This is a genomic window from Dysosmobacter acutus, from assembly GCF_018919205.1.
GTDB lineage: Bacteria > Bacillota > Clostridia > Oscillospirales > Oscillospiraceae > Oscillibacter > Oscillibacter acutus.
In genome coordinates, this window is sequence record NZ_JAHLQN010000001.1 from 2,998,912 (window position 1) to 3,013,252 (window position 14,341).

The window sequence follows — 14,341 nt, forward strand, 5'->3', positions numbered from 1 at the left end:
GATCTGCGCTTGCAGCGGCGGTATTATGCCTTTTGAACGACATTGCCATTCTTATCCGTGAATTTCCCGGTGGCGATCTTGACGAGGTCGATGAGCCAGCCGATCCCGAACAGGCCGCCGGTAAACAGGTAGAGAATACCCGTGCCGATCTTGCCCGCATAGAAGCGGTGGATGCCCGCGCCGCCGACGAAGATGCACAGCAGCAGGAGCGTCAGCCAGTTTAGAGGCTTATCCGCGCCGGGCATTACCGCAGGCGCCACATAATCGGGAACCGTCTCGTCGGCAAGGATCTTCTTGATGGTGTCGGTCACACCGTCGATGTACTGGCCCTGCAGCAGCGGTCTGCTGGCAACGCCCTTGACGCCCTTGCGCATCACGCTGTTTTTGCCGACGTCAATGCCGTTGATCTTGGCGCTGCTATCCTGCGTGACCGGCGTGATCTTGATGTGCGTGCCGTTCTTGACATGGAGCCAGATGATAACATCAAGGTTTGGTTCCTTCTCAAAGACGACGCGCTCGCCGGGAATACCGCCCTTGACGGAAAACGGCATCTGGAACGCCGCAGCGCGGGCGTTCAGCTTGTCATAGATTTCCTGGATCGTCATTGCGTTGGGGATATCGAATTCGCGGGGGAAGGTCGCGGTCATAGAGTCCTTCAAATTTCCGGTCAGGTTCGCCATAATCGTTTCCTCCTAAAACTTTTATATTTTATATATTGTTGATCCCTTGCAGGTTCCTCCCATGTATTCGGTTTACTTCTTGCCAAAGGTCAAAAACGGCTGGATCGCCGCGGCCACACCGGAGATGGGCATGGTCTGGAGCCAGATCTTGCCGGGGCCGGTAAGAACGGTGTTGAACAGTCCCTCGCCGCCAAGCACCATGTTTTTGAGTCCCTTGACCTGCTGAATGTCCATGGATACGCTCAATTCAAAGCCCATCACATAGCCGGTATCGACCACCATCTGCTCGCCGGGGGCGAGGGTGTATTCCACCAGTTCGCCGTCCACCTCTGCAAAGGCGATGCCGTTGCCGGTAAGCTTCTGCATGATGAAGCCTTCGCCGCCGAAAAAGCCCGCGCCCAGCTTTTGGTTGACGTGCATCGATAGCTGCACCCCCGCCTCCGAGGCAAGGAACGCGCTCTTTTGCAGGATAAAGCTCTTTCCCGGCGTGACCTCCATCGGAAGGATCTGGCCGGGGAAGCTCGAGCCGAAGGTGATCATTCCTTCGCCCCGCGCCGTGTAAATGTTCTGGAACATGCTCTCGCCGGTAAGGGCTTTGGAAAACATCTTTCCGATGCCGCCGCCACCGGTGGTGGTCATCTCCATGTTCGGCGTCATCCACACCATGGATCCCTTTTCGGTAATCATGCTCTCGCCGCTGTTGAGTCTGCACACTACAACGGGGAATGCGCCTCCTTTGAGTTCGTATTGCATAGGGGTACCTCTCTTTCTCGCTTTTGCGGGTCTCATTTATGCTTTCTCCGGCGTTCCGCCCGAGAGCGGCGCGCCGTTCGTCCCCTCATCAGGGCCGGGGGGATCCGCAGTATTCGCAGAATTTGCCCTGATTGTTACCGCCGCAGGCGGGACAGGTCCAAGGGCCTGCCGCAGGAATGTCCTGCGCAGCTTCGCGCATGATGATGTTCTCTTCCGGTGCAGCGCCGGTAGGCTGCTTGCCGCCGCTGCGCGCCTGCTCGAGCGCTTGGCAGATCTCGTCGCCCATCTGACAATACTTGCGGTACTCCGCGCAGTCCTCCGGATCGACACGGCTCGCATTGATCATCTTGGGGCGTCCCGAGGGCCGATCCATCGGCGCGTGACTCATCGGAACGCGCTGCGGCAGTTTCTGCGGTTCATAGTACACAGAGCTGCTGTTGAGCGAAAAACGCATCTCGTCAAAGTAGGGGTGGCGGACGGAGATGACAAGGAAAAAGTCGTAGGAATACTCGTAGCGGGGCGGAACGTAGCTCACGTCCTTGCCGTCTGCATCCTCGCGTGTCAGCTCCGTGCGGCTCTCATCGATGTCCATTCGGCAGCCGGTGATAGCGTCAAAGTCCAGAATATCGGGATTGGCCTCCGCCAGATCCCGTGCGCGGGTGACGGTGAACCAACGGTGATCCTCGTCCAGCAGCACCTTCCAATCCTCGCCGAATGAGCGGGTGGTGCGGAACTGCGCCGCCTTTTCCCGGTTTTCCTCGCGGTAGGCAAGCTGCCCTTTGATGTCCTCCACCGTGGAGCGGCGGCGGTCGCTGAACCACGGCGAAAGCTTTTTCGCGCAGTCCTTGCAGAGATTGCCGTCCTCTAACTTGCGGTTGCCGAGAAGGCCGATCTTCTCGCCGCAGATGTCGCAGTACTTCTTATCAAATAAGCCCATAATCTATTGCTCCTGTTCCTGTGTTTTTTGGAATGTCACCGTTTCTTCGCTCTCGTCCGGCCGTTCCAGCTTCAGCTCCAGCGTTCCGCCGCCCTCGCCGTCCGCTGCCTCGTGGCCAAATTCCCTGATCCTGCCAAGCGAGACACCGTCCGGCGTCACAAGCTCGTGTTTCTCCACTTCCAGCTCCGTCCAGACGACCTTGCCCGGCCGGAGATAGGTAAAATCGAGGGGGGACGCCAAGACGGTTTCGCCGTCCGCGCTGAGAACGATGCCGCTCTTTTCGCCGATGTCGGCCTGCCAGCGGCCGTCTTCACTTTCCCATGTACCCTCCAGCACGGGCCAGAGTGCGTCGTTGTCCACATAGGTGTGGTCGCCGTCCAGCAGGAACGCGGCATCCGGATTTTCCATGCCGTTGCCCCCATCCATGATCCGGTCTGTGACAAAGTGCTTATAGAGCCCGGAAAGGGCTAAACCCACGAGTATCCCCGCCAGAAGGATCCAGATCATCCGGCGCTTCATCCAACGATGTCCCCATCGTCAAAGGGATCGCCGCACTCGGGGCAGAACTTGGGGGGATGCTTGGGGTCGGCAGGCTCCCAGCCGCACTTGTCACATTTATACTGGGGGACGCCGGCGGGCTTTTTCGCGCCGCACTCAGAGCAGAACTTGCCCTTGTTCACCGCGCCGCAGGCACACGTCCAGCCGTTGTCCGTGACAGCGGGCTTGGGGCTGCCGCACTCGGGGCAGAACTTGCCGGTGGCGGTGGCACCGCAGGCGCACTTCCAGCTATCACCCGCGGGCTTGGGCTCAGGCTTCTTGCTGCCGCAGTTGGGGCAGAAGTTGCCGGTAATGCCGCTCTGGCCGCAGCTGCAAGTCCAGCCCTGTACGGCGGGGGCCGGAGCGGGAGCGGGCTGCGCCGCCTGCTGCTGCATCTGCATCTGTTGCTGCTGCATCTGTTGCTGCTGACCCATCTGGAAGAGGTTCTGTGCGTTCATGCCGCCCGCCTGACCTGCCATGCCCATGCCCATAAAGGCCATGGCGGGGCCTGCCCCTGTGTTGGCGGCTGCCGCTTTCATCGCGTCGCCCTGCGAGCCGACAAGGTGCGCCGCCGCGCGGGTGGGATCCATGAAGGCCGCGTTGCGCTGCAGCTCCTTGATCATCTGCTCGTCTTCCTCGTTGGCCTTCACACTGGAAACGCCGAAGGAAACGATCTCCATGCCGCGGAGGTCACGCCACTTTCCGGAAAGCTGCTCATTGAGGGCGTCCGCCAGCTCCAGGGTATGGCCGGGCAGGGCGGAGTAGCGGATCCCCATTTCGCTGATCTTTGCAAACGCGGGCTGAAGCGCGGTCAGCAGCTCGGTTTTCATCTGGCCCGCGATATTTTCGGTCTTATAGTCCTCGCTGACGTTGCCGCAGACATTGGTGTAGAACAGCAGCGGGTTTTTCAGCCGGATGCTGTACTCGCCGAAGCAGCGGATGCCGATATCCAGATCGATGCCCGCGCGCTGGTCCACCACGCGGAAGGGTACGGGACTGGGCGTGCCGTACTTGTTGCCTGTCAGCTCCTTGGTGTTGAAGTAGTAGATGCGCTGATCCTTGGGGGCTTCGCCGCCAAAGGTGAAGCGCTTGCCGATGTTGGCGAACACGTCCTTGACGCCATCGCCCAGATCACCGGAGAAGATGCTCGGCTCGGTGGACATATCGTAGGTGTATTCGCCGGGCTCTGCGCACACATCGACCACCTTGCCCTGCTCCACGATGAGCATGCACTGGCCGTCCGCAATGGCGATCACGCTGCCGTTGGTGATGATGTTGTCGTCGCCCTTGGTGTTGCTGGAGCGGCCTGTGACCTTTTTCCTGCCCTTGACCGCCAGTACATCCGAGGGGATGGCTTCGCAATAGAAGTATTCTTTCCACTGGTCGGCCAGCACGCCGCCGGCTGCGCCCAATGCCGCTTTAATGAGTCCCATAGTTCCTGTCTCCTTTTCTGTTTGGTTTTGTTTGAAATGGTTTTCTTGCAATGACTGCCGCTTCGCCGTCAGGGCGGCGGGACACTATTCTGCCTCCGTCAGGAAGGTGTCTCCGCTGACAAAAAACGGATCCTGATCCGTAATGGGCCAGGTAAACCAGCTCTCGTCCCAGGGCCGCTTCATGAACAGACACAGCTTTGCCGTTTCCTCCGGAATCGTAAGAGAGAACCACTGGGGTTCGTTGATTCGGATCGTTCCCTCATACAGTACCGTATCCGTGATCCACTCACCCAGTGTGCCGTCCTCATTCTGCTCGGCTCTGCCCGTGCAGAACTGGATATCCGTCTCATACCAGCGTCCCACCAGCAGCAGCTTGTTCTGCCCGCCTTTCTCCAGCGCGGTCATGGGGATCGCCGCAAGCGGCTGCGCCACCTCCGCAGGCGGGTCGCGCCAGTAAAACATCAGAGACTTATCGGGTTCGTCCGCCAGGGCCAGCGTCAGCGTCTCCGGCAGGAGGCTCTCTTCGCGGGTATAGATAGCGGTGCGGGCTGCCGGCGCGTTGTCCAGCTCATAGTATTGCCGGAGGTACAGGGTGTTCCGGTCCGTCAGGGTGACATAGTACTCCGTCTCAGAGTCTTCGGCGTAGAGCCGAGCGGACCAAAGCTCGTTGGGAAGGCCGTACATCAGCGGCTCATCCAGCTTTTCCGTCAGCAGGTTCTTCTCTGTCTCGTATTCCGGAGCGTCCGTATCCAAAAGCCGGGCGTTGTGGTAGTCTGCATGCAGGGTATAGCCGCCCTCATCGTCGGACCACCAGCGCTCAATGTCCAGCAAAGAGGCCATGTGCATCTCCTCCGGGCTGAACTCGTCGCCCTCCACTTCACCGGCGCTCATCCGCCAGGTTCCCTCCAGATCCGCCATACAGAGCTCCCCGCCGGAAGCCGGCCGTTCCGCCGGCTCAAAATAGAAGCGGTTCCCGTAAGGGGTTTCCAGCATCACGGAGCCATCCTTCTCCTTGCGTCCGTCCATGGAGATAAAGCTTCCGTCAAGGTCTTCTCCGGTCAGCCGCAGGGCATTGTCCGCCCCCAGCCACCATTCGGCGTTTATCAGGTAGGAGGCGTAGCCAAAGCCCAACACCTCCCGGAACAGCGCGGTTCCGTCCTCATTGAGATAGAGGTCCGCCCACCATTTCTCAGTGGGCATGGCGCTGACCTCCGTGCGGCCGAAGGAGGGGTTGTAGGACTCGTGCCGCACGGCGGTCCAATAAGTGGTGTCAAGCGGCGCAGGTATCGGCGGCGAGCTGCTGCCTCCCCCACTGGAGGTGGGATCGGTGGGGTCCGGCCGGCTGCCGCAGGCGCTCAGGCTGAGTGCCAGCAGCAGCGCCAGCACCAGCGTCAAACATCTCTTTCCCATCGCGTCATGCCCACGGGTCCTGCGCGGCGGGGATGCGGATGCCGCTCAAGGGGCTGGAATACTCCCACAAAAACCATTCCCCGGTAGAGGGCTTCTGCCGCAGCTTGATGGGACGGGGAGAATCCGCGCCTGCCGTCCTGAGAAATAGCCGGAGATAGCCCGGCTCCATGTCCTGGGGGCGGGGATCCGGCAGGACGTTCAGCACATAGGGCTGCGCGGGGGTATAGCTGTTTTCCGGCGCTGCGCCCTCAAAGTAGGCCAGAGGCAGATACTCCTTGCCCCGCAGACGGTCCCGCAGGAATTGGGTGTCGTAGGGCGTCATGGGGCGCGGTCCGCGCAGAATGTCCATGGCGGCCACACCCGCGTCCTTGTCCTTTATGTATAGGTTCAATGCGCACAGGAAGCATGCGCAGACCTGCTCGGGCGTCTGCCGGGGCAGGGCCTCAAATTCCGCCGCCGTATCCGGCAGATGGGTGAGTGTTACTTGCATGATACTTTTCCTTTCTCCCATAATTTGCGTTTGCTTTGCGGGAAGAGTATCCCCCGACCCATTTGGGGCCGGGGGATCCGGTGATCCGTTACCGATAGGTGCGGCTCCAGTTTTCGCTGCCGCCGGACTTGGTGTAGTCATGGCCGTTGGCGGCTTCCATGGCGTACCAGTATGCCCAGTGGCTCTCAGTCACGTCCGAGAAAGTGCGAAGCTCTTTGAGATGGCTGCGGATATAGCTCTGATCCGCGCTGCGTTCCAGCAGGCGGCAGGTGACCGCCGCCACCTCGGCGCGGGTGATGGGATTCTCCGGCTTGAAGGTCCCGTCGGAATAACCGGTGACCCAGCCGCGGGTGGCCGCGAAATTGATGTACCGGGCTGCCCAGTAGGTATCCGGCACATCGGTGAAGCTCTTGCTGCCCTGAGTCAGCTTTTCAAAGCGGCTGGCAATGGCGGCGAACTCGGCGCGGGTCACAGGGGCGTCGGGGCGGAAGCTGCCGTCCGAATAGCCGGTGATGATGCCGAACTGCCGCATATAGCCGATGTAGTTGGCCGCCCAGTAGCCCTTCGGCACATCGGAAAAGGTGTTGGAATCGGTCTTATCCGCCTCGATCCGCTCGGTGAGCAGGCGGGCGAACATGGTGGTCACTTCGGCGCGGGTCATGTCGCGCTCCGGTCCGAAGGTGCCGTCGGTGTAGCCCACCAGGAAGATGAAATGGTCGGTGCGGTTCAACTCCGCGGCCTTGCGGTTGACGAAGGTCACAGGAGAATAGGCCTTGTCGTTCATCGTGACGCGGGAACCGCTGACGGTGAGGGTGTAGGTTTCATTGGAGAGCACATAGCCCTCCGGGGCTTTCTTTTCCAGCAGGGTATAGGTACCGCTGGAAACATCCGTAAAGCGCACAGTGCCGCTGGTGTTGGAGGTGGCCTGATAGGCCTCCCGGCCCCGGCTGTCCTCCAGCACAAAGGTGGCCCCGGCAAGGGCCTTGCCCTGAGCGTCGGTCTTGTTGGCCGTGATGGCCGCGCCGGTGGGAATGACGCTGGTATGGTAGGTATAGGTGTTGGTGAAGGTCATTTTCTCTCTCTGATCTTCCCTGTTATAGTCATAAAAGATGCCATTATCACTGACCTCTGCCGTGGCGGGGTAGAACTTAAAGGTATACTCCCGCTCGGGATCAGTCGGCGTTATATTGCCGGGGAAACCGCCCGGGAGAATAACGGTTCCGTCACCCGGCACGGAAGGGACCTGCTCGCGAGAGACAAACCAAACCTCGTCGGAGTAGCTCCAGTTGGCGGTACCGGCGTTCTTTTCCCGGACATAGAAGCCCTCGCAGACCAGCTCCCGCACCTGATCCGCCGGGCCGGAAATGACCAGTTTGCCATCGTAATCGCCCACGCCGTTGGTGGTGACGTCGGCGGTGTAGAGATTGCCGTAATTTGTCAGATTACTGTTGCCTACATTAAAGATCTCCAGCTCGAAGGTCTCCCGGCCGGGAGCGGTGTTGCCGCCCAGCTTTACCGTCTTGGTGAAGGGGAGCTTATAGCTCGTGCCGTTGTAGATGTTGGTGAAGGGGGCTTTTTCCAGATAGTTTCCCGTTGTGGGATCTACGCCATGAAAGATATAACTGTGGGAGTCGTCATTGTTCATCATGTAGCTCACACGATACAGCGCGTCGTCATACGTCCAGCCGGCGGCGCTGCCCGCCCGTTCACGCAGATAAATGTCGTTCCGCCCGAAGCCGTCCTGGCTGTTGAGGTCCTCCGGAATTTTGAATTTCAGCGTATGCTCCGTAGTCCCTGCGCCGTTGGTGGAGATCTCCGCAGTGTCAAGAAGCCGATAGAGGGGAGTTGTTGTATCCTGATCCTCACCGTCGCCCATCAGCAGCTCAAAGGTAAAGGTCTCGCTGCCTGGGGCGACATTGCCGCCCTGGACGACGGTCTTTTCAATGGAAAGGGAGATTTCTACCTTCTCCACTGGCTTGTTGAAGAAGGTGGCGATGGTCGCGCCGTTCTTGTGGGGCGTTGCCACAATGTTCCACACAGAATTGGGAATGATCGGCTTGACACTGAGAACATTTCCTTCGGCATCCGGCGTCCCGTACACCTCCACAGTGTATCGGTCCGCGGCTGCGACATAGCCGAAAGGAGCCTCTGTCTCGGCAAGCGTGTATGTACCGGGGGTGATGTTGGTATCAAAGGTGGCAATGCCGTTTTCGTCGGAGTAGGCGAATTTGCCCTCGCCGTTAGTACCCGGCATCGGGATCAGCTCAAAATGTGCCCCTTTCAGCGGGCTGCCGTTGTCATCTTTCTTCATCACGATCACGGAGAAGGAAATGGACTCCGGTATCGGATCCCCCTCCAGTTGCGGCTCATCCGCCAGCGCTGTCGTGGGAAGCGTTCCCAGCACCATCACAAGACAGAGCAGGATGCTCAGGAGCCTCCCAGTGTTTTTCCGTTTTCTCATGTCGTTTCATCTCCTTCTGTTGAAATTCTTCCGGCTGCTTCGGCAGGAAACTCCCGCGGAGAGGAAGCTTCTCCTGCCACAACATCGCCGCGCACCTGCAATGCTTCCGCGCAGGCAGTGCATAGATCCAGATCCTCGCAGATCAGGAAGCAGCGGTCGCACACCAGTCTGCCGCAGACAGGGCATTGGCTGAAGATCTCTGAGGCTTCCGCCGCGGCCTTTTCCCGTGCAGCCGCCCGTTCCCGCTCGTAGAGCGTCCGGAACACCGCGCGCATCCCCTCTGTCTCCGGCTTTGTGCCGGCCTTGGAAAAGCGGACGGGGCTGCTGTGCCATGTTCTGCCGCACTCCTGACAGTGAAGGAGAAAGCGAAACTCCCCTATGGTAGAGCAGTCTCCCATCGCCTCCTTTATGACCTGCTTCATGTGTAGTCCCTCCTCTCCGGCAGTTCTCCCGATTGCGGCTCTGTTGACTCTATCTCTACCAGTTTTCGCAGAAAAAAAATATAGGCCTAAGTCCTGTTTTTCGGGCGGAACCGCAAAAACAGGACTTAGTCATAGACGGAACATACAAAAACCATCGGCATCTGCTGGGCGTTTTCAACAAGCAAAAGACGGAGGACGGTTTTTCCGTCCTCCGTCTTTTGATGAAGCTTACTTCACGCTGCGATAGATGAAGGTGACGATCTGTGCGCGGGTGCAGGTGGCGTCAGGGCTGAACGTGGTGTTGGTGGTGCCCTTGGTGACGTCCTCCTTGACGGCCCACAGCACCGCGTCAGCGTAGTAGGCGCTTGCCTTCACATCGGTGAAGGGATTGGCCGTGCCCGCTGCCGGAGACTTCTGAGAGCGCCACAGGAAGGTGACAATCTGCGCGCGGGAGCAGGTGGCGTCGGGGCTGAACATGGTATCGCTGGTGCCCTTGGTGATGCCCTGCTCCACGGCCCACAGCACCGCGTCATAGCAGTAGCTGCCAGCCTTCACATCGGTAAAGGGCATGACTGCGGACTTGGCGGCGGGGCTGCCTGCTGCGCGCCACAGGAAGGTGACGGCCTGCGCGCGGGTGCAGATGCCATCGGGGGAGAAGTGGGTCGCATCAGTGCCGGTGGTGATGCCCTTTTCCACGGCCCAAATCACGGCGTCCTCATAGTAGGAGCCTGCGGGAACATCGGTGAACACGCCGCTCTGGGTGCTGCCGTCCATCTTCACGAAGACGGACTCGATGCTGTGGGGCCCCTTCACATTCTGGAATGTATAGGACGTCACCGCGCCCACGTCCTTGCCATCGACCAGCACTCTGGCAATGGCGTAACCCTTGTCTGGGGTGATGGTGAAGGTCTGATCCTTGCCCTCACGGACACTGACACTGCCGGCGGGAGAGATGGAGCCGTTCACGCCTGCGGTGGCCTTGATGGTGTAGTAGCTGTAGCCGCCTCCGCCGGAGCCACCGCCGATATACGTCCACTTGGCCGTCACGGTGACAGCGTGCGCCGGCATCACAAAGCTGGCGGTCTCTTTCGAGGGATCGCTGATGGTCACATCCTCAGAAACCCAGCCGTTGAAAAGGGCATCGGTGCGGCTGTCAGCGGTAATGTTTACGCTCTCGCCCTGCTTGGCAGAAACCTTGTCAGCCTTACCGTCCTTGACAGTGATACTGTAAGTCTTTACGCCCACGTTCTGCGTCTGCACGTAGCCACAGCCGGCAACCGTGCAGCTGCGTGTGCGGATACCTTCCACCGTTTCGGTAGGCTCAGTCACCCAAGTCCAATCCGTGTAGGTGTGGCCCTTGGTGTTCAGCTTTTCTGCACATTCTGCTTTGGTGCAGGCATTCCAGTGCTGGGTCTTGTCATGCTGCATCTCGCCTGCCTTGTGCTCATGCGGCAGAGCGGAGACCACCTTGGCTTCGTAGAAATCCTCGCATTGGTCATAGCGGTACATAATAGCGCCGTGTTCTTCGGTAGGTTCAATTTCCTTGTAATATTTCCAACCGTCGCCCTTGTCAAACTCGTGCGGGCCGGGCTTGACACCGCTGAGATTGCCGGTCAGATCCGTTGCGCCGCAGTAACCGCACTGAGCGGCGTGCTGACTGGACGTGCCCACAGGATAGGTGTTGTCGATGACGGTCTCGCCGCCATACAGAGCCTGCAGCTCCTCGGGGATGGTGAACATAGCCGCGCCCTTCGGTAAGAGGGGACAATAGTCTATCCATCTGTGTTTTCCGTCAGGGCTTGCCATGCCGTCCACACCGCCGGTGCCGGTGCACTCGGGCAGGATGTCGCCCACCTCGTATTCCTCGCTCGCCCAGCCGCAGATGGAGCAGACGTCCTTCACAACAGCCTTGGAGCTGGTGGTGGCGGCCGTGACGATCAGCGGCACCTTGCTGTGCTCGGTCTTTTCAAAGACGTTGATATCGTCGTCAAAAATCAGGGAGTGGGCGCTGCCGATACAGACGCGCCAGTGGTAGGTGTCATTATAAAGGGGGATCTCATTGGCAGGGGTGCCGTCCGGATGATAGGTCTGCACCGTATAGCCCTTGGCCAGCGTGTGCAGCACCTCGCCGGCAGCGGTGTTGGAGGTTTTGGTGTTGCCCTGGGAGTCGGTGACCACGCAGTACACCTTGTAATGCGGCTCCTCGGCGCAGGCGTTGGACCAAATCTCAATGGAGATAGAGGAGGTTTTTCCGCCCTCCTCATCAGAAACCGTCCGATAGAAGTTCTGGATGGATTCGGGGTCGCCGTCCTTGTAGGCGGCGTAATACCACTGATAGGTCAGGCCATCGCCCATGGCGGTGACGCTGAAGCTCATCTTGATGGGACCGAGCTCGTCGTCCCGCACCTTCACAGAGGTCTTATAGGGGTGGCTCTTGATGACGGGGGGCCTGACGTGGCCGCAGTCGGCGCACTTATGGGTGCCGTTGTAGCGGTGCGGAATAATATCACCCTCGGTTTTGTCGCAGGTGCGGCAGGTGAGCAGATGGCCGTTGTTGGTGTCCGTGCCCTCGTCCATATCCTGCCAATACAGATCGACGCACTCGAAGTTCACGTCGATGGTAACAGGAACTTCACCGGCGGGGTTTTTCACCACGCAGACAAAACGGCTTAATGTCTTGTTGTCGTCCTTGCAGGTGGTAAGGTCATTGCCGAAGTAGTCCTGCACCTTGATACGCAGGCGGGCGTTGGTCTGACCGGTGAGCAGAACACCGCCGTCGCCTTCTTCGATGGCTTCTTCATACCACTGATATTCCAGGTTTTCGCCCGCCGCCGTAACATAAAGGTTCATGTAGACAGGGGCTGTGGAATCGGTCGGATGAACCTTGGGATTACGGCTGTAATCCAGAATTTCAGGTGCATCAACATCACAGAAGCCGCAGTCTGCGCAGTAGTGGTTGTTGATGTCATGCATAGCAATATTTATTTTTTTGCCGCAGGTATCGCAGTATCTGAAATGATAGCGGTCATCGTCATAGAAAAACGGGCCTGTGCCTGCACAGGTGTGCGAGGAAACCACGGGAATAGGTTCCGTTTTCATGGGGTACTTACAGGAATCACAGTAGAGTGTGCGTTCCCCTGTGGCTGTGGTTGTGGCAGGCTTGGTAACAGTCCAGTACTGGCCCTGATGTGCCTGCTTGGGGAAGTTGTAGAGTCTCGCATCGCAGAGGGCGCACTGACGCCAGTGTCCCTTGTTGTCGGACTTCCAGTCGCTTATGGTCTCATGCTGGCAAGGCCCGTGATTGCAATCTTCAATGCACTGGCCGTGCTGATAGCAATAGTGATCCTGCCATTCAGGGCTGCCGATGCAGATCTCGTGCTCACAGCCCATCTCTTCGGCCGCCGCCGCGCAGCACACCACGCACAGGCCGCATTCGGAACAGCGCTCAAAATCATCGTAGCACTCGCCGCACTCCTCGCAGAAGTGGTCGTCCCAGCCGCCGTCGTTGGGACAGGTAAAGTCGTGGTCGCAGTCGCCGCGCTCCTCGTCGCAGCACGCCTTGCAGCCGCCGCAGACGTCGCAGTATTCCTCGATGCAGTGGTCGCCGTCCGCGCACCAGTGATCCTCCCAGTCGGGGCCGTTCATACAGACCTCGTGCTCGCAGCCCTCGCTCTCGCTGAGGCTGTGGCAGCAGTCATAGCAGCGGACCGCGTCGGTGTCGCAGCAGTCGGGGCACAGCTCGCTTTCATCGAAGCACTCACTGCACTCCACGCAGGTATGGGCTTCCATTTCTTCCTCGTTGTCGAAGCAGACGCCGTGCTCACACTGGTTGTCGGACTCGCAGCATTCGGTGCACATAAGGCAGTATTCGCACTGCTCGCGGGTGCAGAAGGCAAGCTCGCACGATGAGCAGATGTGATCGGCGTCAATGCTGTCGTGGCAGCCGCTTTCGCCCTCGCATTCGCACTCGTACTGGGCGCGTAGATAGCCGGAGCAGCAATCGGCGCACATGCCGCAGTCCTCGCACTGACCGTCGTCGTCGCACAGAGCGCACTCGCCGCACTCGGGGCAGAGGTAATCCTCGGCGCATTCGGCGCAGTGGGTGCCATCGCCGCCGGTGGGGCACCAGCGGTCGCCGGTGATATGCTCCTCGCACTCCTCACAGTGCCAGCCGTAGGACTTGCAGCAGGTCAGGCAGACATTGAATGTGAACTCATCCATGGAGGCATCGCATTCGTACTCCTCCGATTCAAAGCACTCGCCGCACTCCATGCAGTGGCTCTGGCCCTTGGCGCACTCTATGCACTTCTGACAGTCTTCGCAGTAGAGATCTTCGTCATCATAATAGCACCCGTCGCACTCCTCGCACACAAGGCTCTCGCCGGTGCAGTGAGGGCCGGGATCCGCGGAGTGCTCCATCTCGCATTGGGCCGTGCCGCCCAGAAGGAAGCAATCCCCACACTCGACGCAGTGACCATCCAGGTCGGACGCGCAACTCTCACACAGTCTGCATTCGGAGCAGTATACGTCCTCCGCCAAGCAGATCTGGCAGTGCTCGCCGCTGTCCTCGTTGCTGTCGACGCAGTGGAAGCAGGTGCCGCAGCTGTCACAGAAAAAGTCGTCGCCGTAGTCCAGGATACAGCGGTCGCAATAAGGACAGGGGTGGTTTTCCAGCCAACAGTCTGTCTGGGTACAGTTTTCGCTGCACGCGCCGCAGATGCCGCACATATAGTCGTCCCAATGGTAGTGGCCGCAGGCGGGACACTCGGCGCCGTCCTCGTAGCCGGCGTGGACATGAAGCTCCATGCCCGGCAGCAGCGAGAGCAGCATCACGATGCTCAGCAGCCACGACAGGAGCCTCTTTCCACGAGGAGAACTCCTCGTGGAAGAAGTGTACACTTCTTCGTGATTTCGTTGTTTCATCTTGTTTTTCTCCTCCTTTTCCGGTTCCTGCGGAACCATGAAAAAAATTGCTTTTCCCGCCGTCGGGAATGGGGGACGGCCTGACGGCGGGAATGCCGATGTCTCAGCTTATTTCTACCATAGCTTTCCGTAAAATGATATAGGCCTACGTCCTGTTTTGGGGCAAAACCCGCAAAAACAGGACTCAGTCATAGACGAAACGCACAAAAGCAAGCGGTATATGTTGGATATTTTCGACAACCCAAAAATGGAGGACGGTTTTTCCGTCCTCCGTCCAGAGATGGGGATGTTCGCC

General features: G+C 59.2%; 10 protein-coding genes. All 10 read right to left on the reverse strand.

Going from position 1 to position 14,341, the window contains the following annotated elements:
• Positions 1–23: 23 nt before the first annotated feature.
• The 10 genes from KQI82_RS14660 to KQI82_RS14705 all read right to left on the reverse strand — a co-directional run bounded on the left by KQI82_RS14660 (position 24) and on the right by KQI82_RS14705 (position 14,046).
• Complete coding sequence (locus tag KQI82_RS14660) at positions 24–680, reverse strand: TM2 domain-containing protein (RefSeq protein WP_241426726.1); 657 nt, start codon at positions 678–680, stop codon at positions 24–26.
• 72 nt (positions 681–752) lie between these two features.
• Positions 753–1,433, reverse strand: a complete 681-nt coding sequence (locus KQI82_RS14665; protein WP_216633431.1) for a TIGR00266 family protein — start codon at positions 1,431–1,433, stop codon at positions 753–755.
• An 88-nt stretch (positions 1,434–1,521) separates the two neighbouring features.
• Positions 1,522–2,370 carry a DUF4428 domain-containing protein gene (locus KQI82_RS14670; protein ID WP_216633432.1) on the reverse strand — a complete coding sequence of 283 codons (849 nt, stop codon included), beginning with the start codon at positions 2,368–2,370 and terminating at the stop codon, positions 1,522–1,524.
• A 3-nt stretch (positions 2,371–2,373) separates the two neighbouring features.
• Positions 2,374–2,889 carry a hypothetical protein gene (locus KQI82_RS14675; protein WP_216633433.1) on the reverse strand — a complete coding sequence of 172 codons (516 nt, stop codon included), beginning with the start codon at positions 2,887–2,889 and terminating at the stop codon, positions 2,374–2,376.
• Positions 2,886–4,340, reverse strand: a complete 1,455-nt coding sequence (locus tag KQI82_RS14680; RefSeq protein WP_216633434.1) for an SPFH domain-containing protein — start codon at positions 4,338–4,340, stop codon at positions 2,886–2,888. The genes KQI82_RS14675 and KQI82_RS14680 overlap by 4 nt, the downstream gene beginning before the upstream one ends.
• 84 nt (positions 4,341–4,424) lie before the next feature.
• Entirely contained in the window at positions 4,425–5,750 is a 1,326-nt protein-coding gene (locus tag KQI82_RS14685; protein ID WP_216631898.1) for a hypothetical protein, read from the reverse strand.
• 4 nt (positions 5,751–5,754) lie between these two features.
• Positions 5,755–6,240 (reverse strand): DUF6935 domain-containing protein, encoded by a 486-nt coding sequence (locus tag KQI82_RS14690; protein ID WP_216633435.1) that lies wholly within the window; start codon positions 6,238–6,240, stop codon positions 5,755–5,757.
• An 88-nt stretch (positions 6,241–6,328) separates the two neighbouring features.
• A complete protein-coding gene (locus KQI82_RS14695) occupies positions 6,329–8,701 on the reverse strand; it encodes an S-layer homology domain-containing protein (RefSeq protein ID WP_216633436.1) in 2,373 nt (790 codons plus the stop codon).
• On the reverse strand, positions 8,698–9,123 hold the full coding sequence (locus KQI82_RS14700) for a hypothetical protein (protein ID WP_216633437.1): 426 nt from the start codon (positions 9,121–9,123) through the stop codon (positions 8,698–8,700). Before KQI82_RS14700 ends, KQI82_RS14695 begins: the two co-directional genes overlap by 4 nt.
• 228 nt (positions 9,124–9,351) lie before the next feature.
• Positions 9,352–14,046, reverse strand: a complete 4,695-nt coding sequence (locus KQI82_RS14705) for an S-layer homology domain-containing protein (protein ID WP_216633438.1) — start codon at positions 14,044–14,046, stop codon at positions 9,352–9,354.
• Positions 14,047–14,341 lie beyond the last annotated feature (295 nt).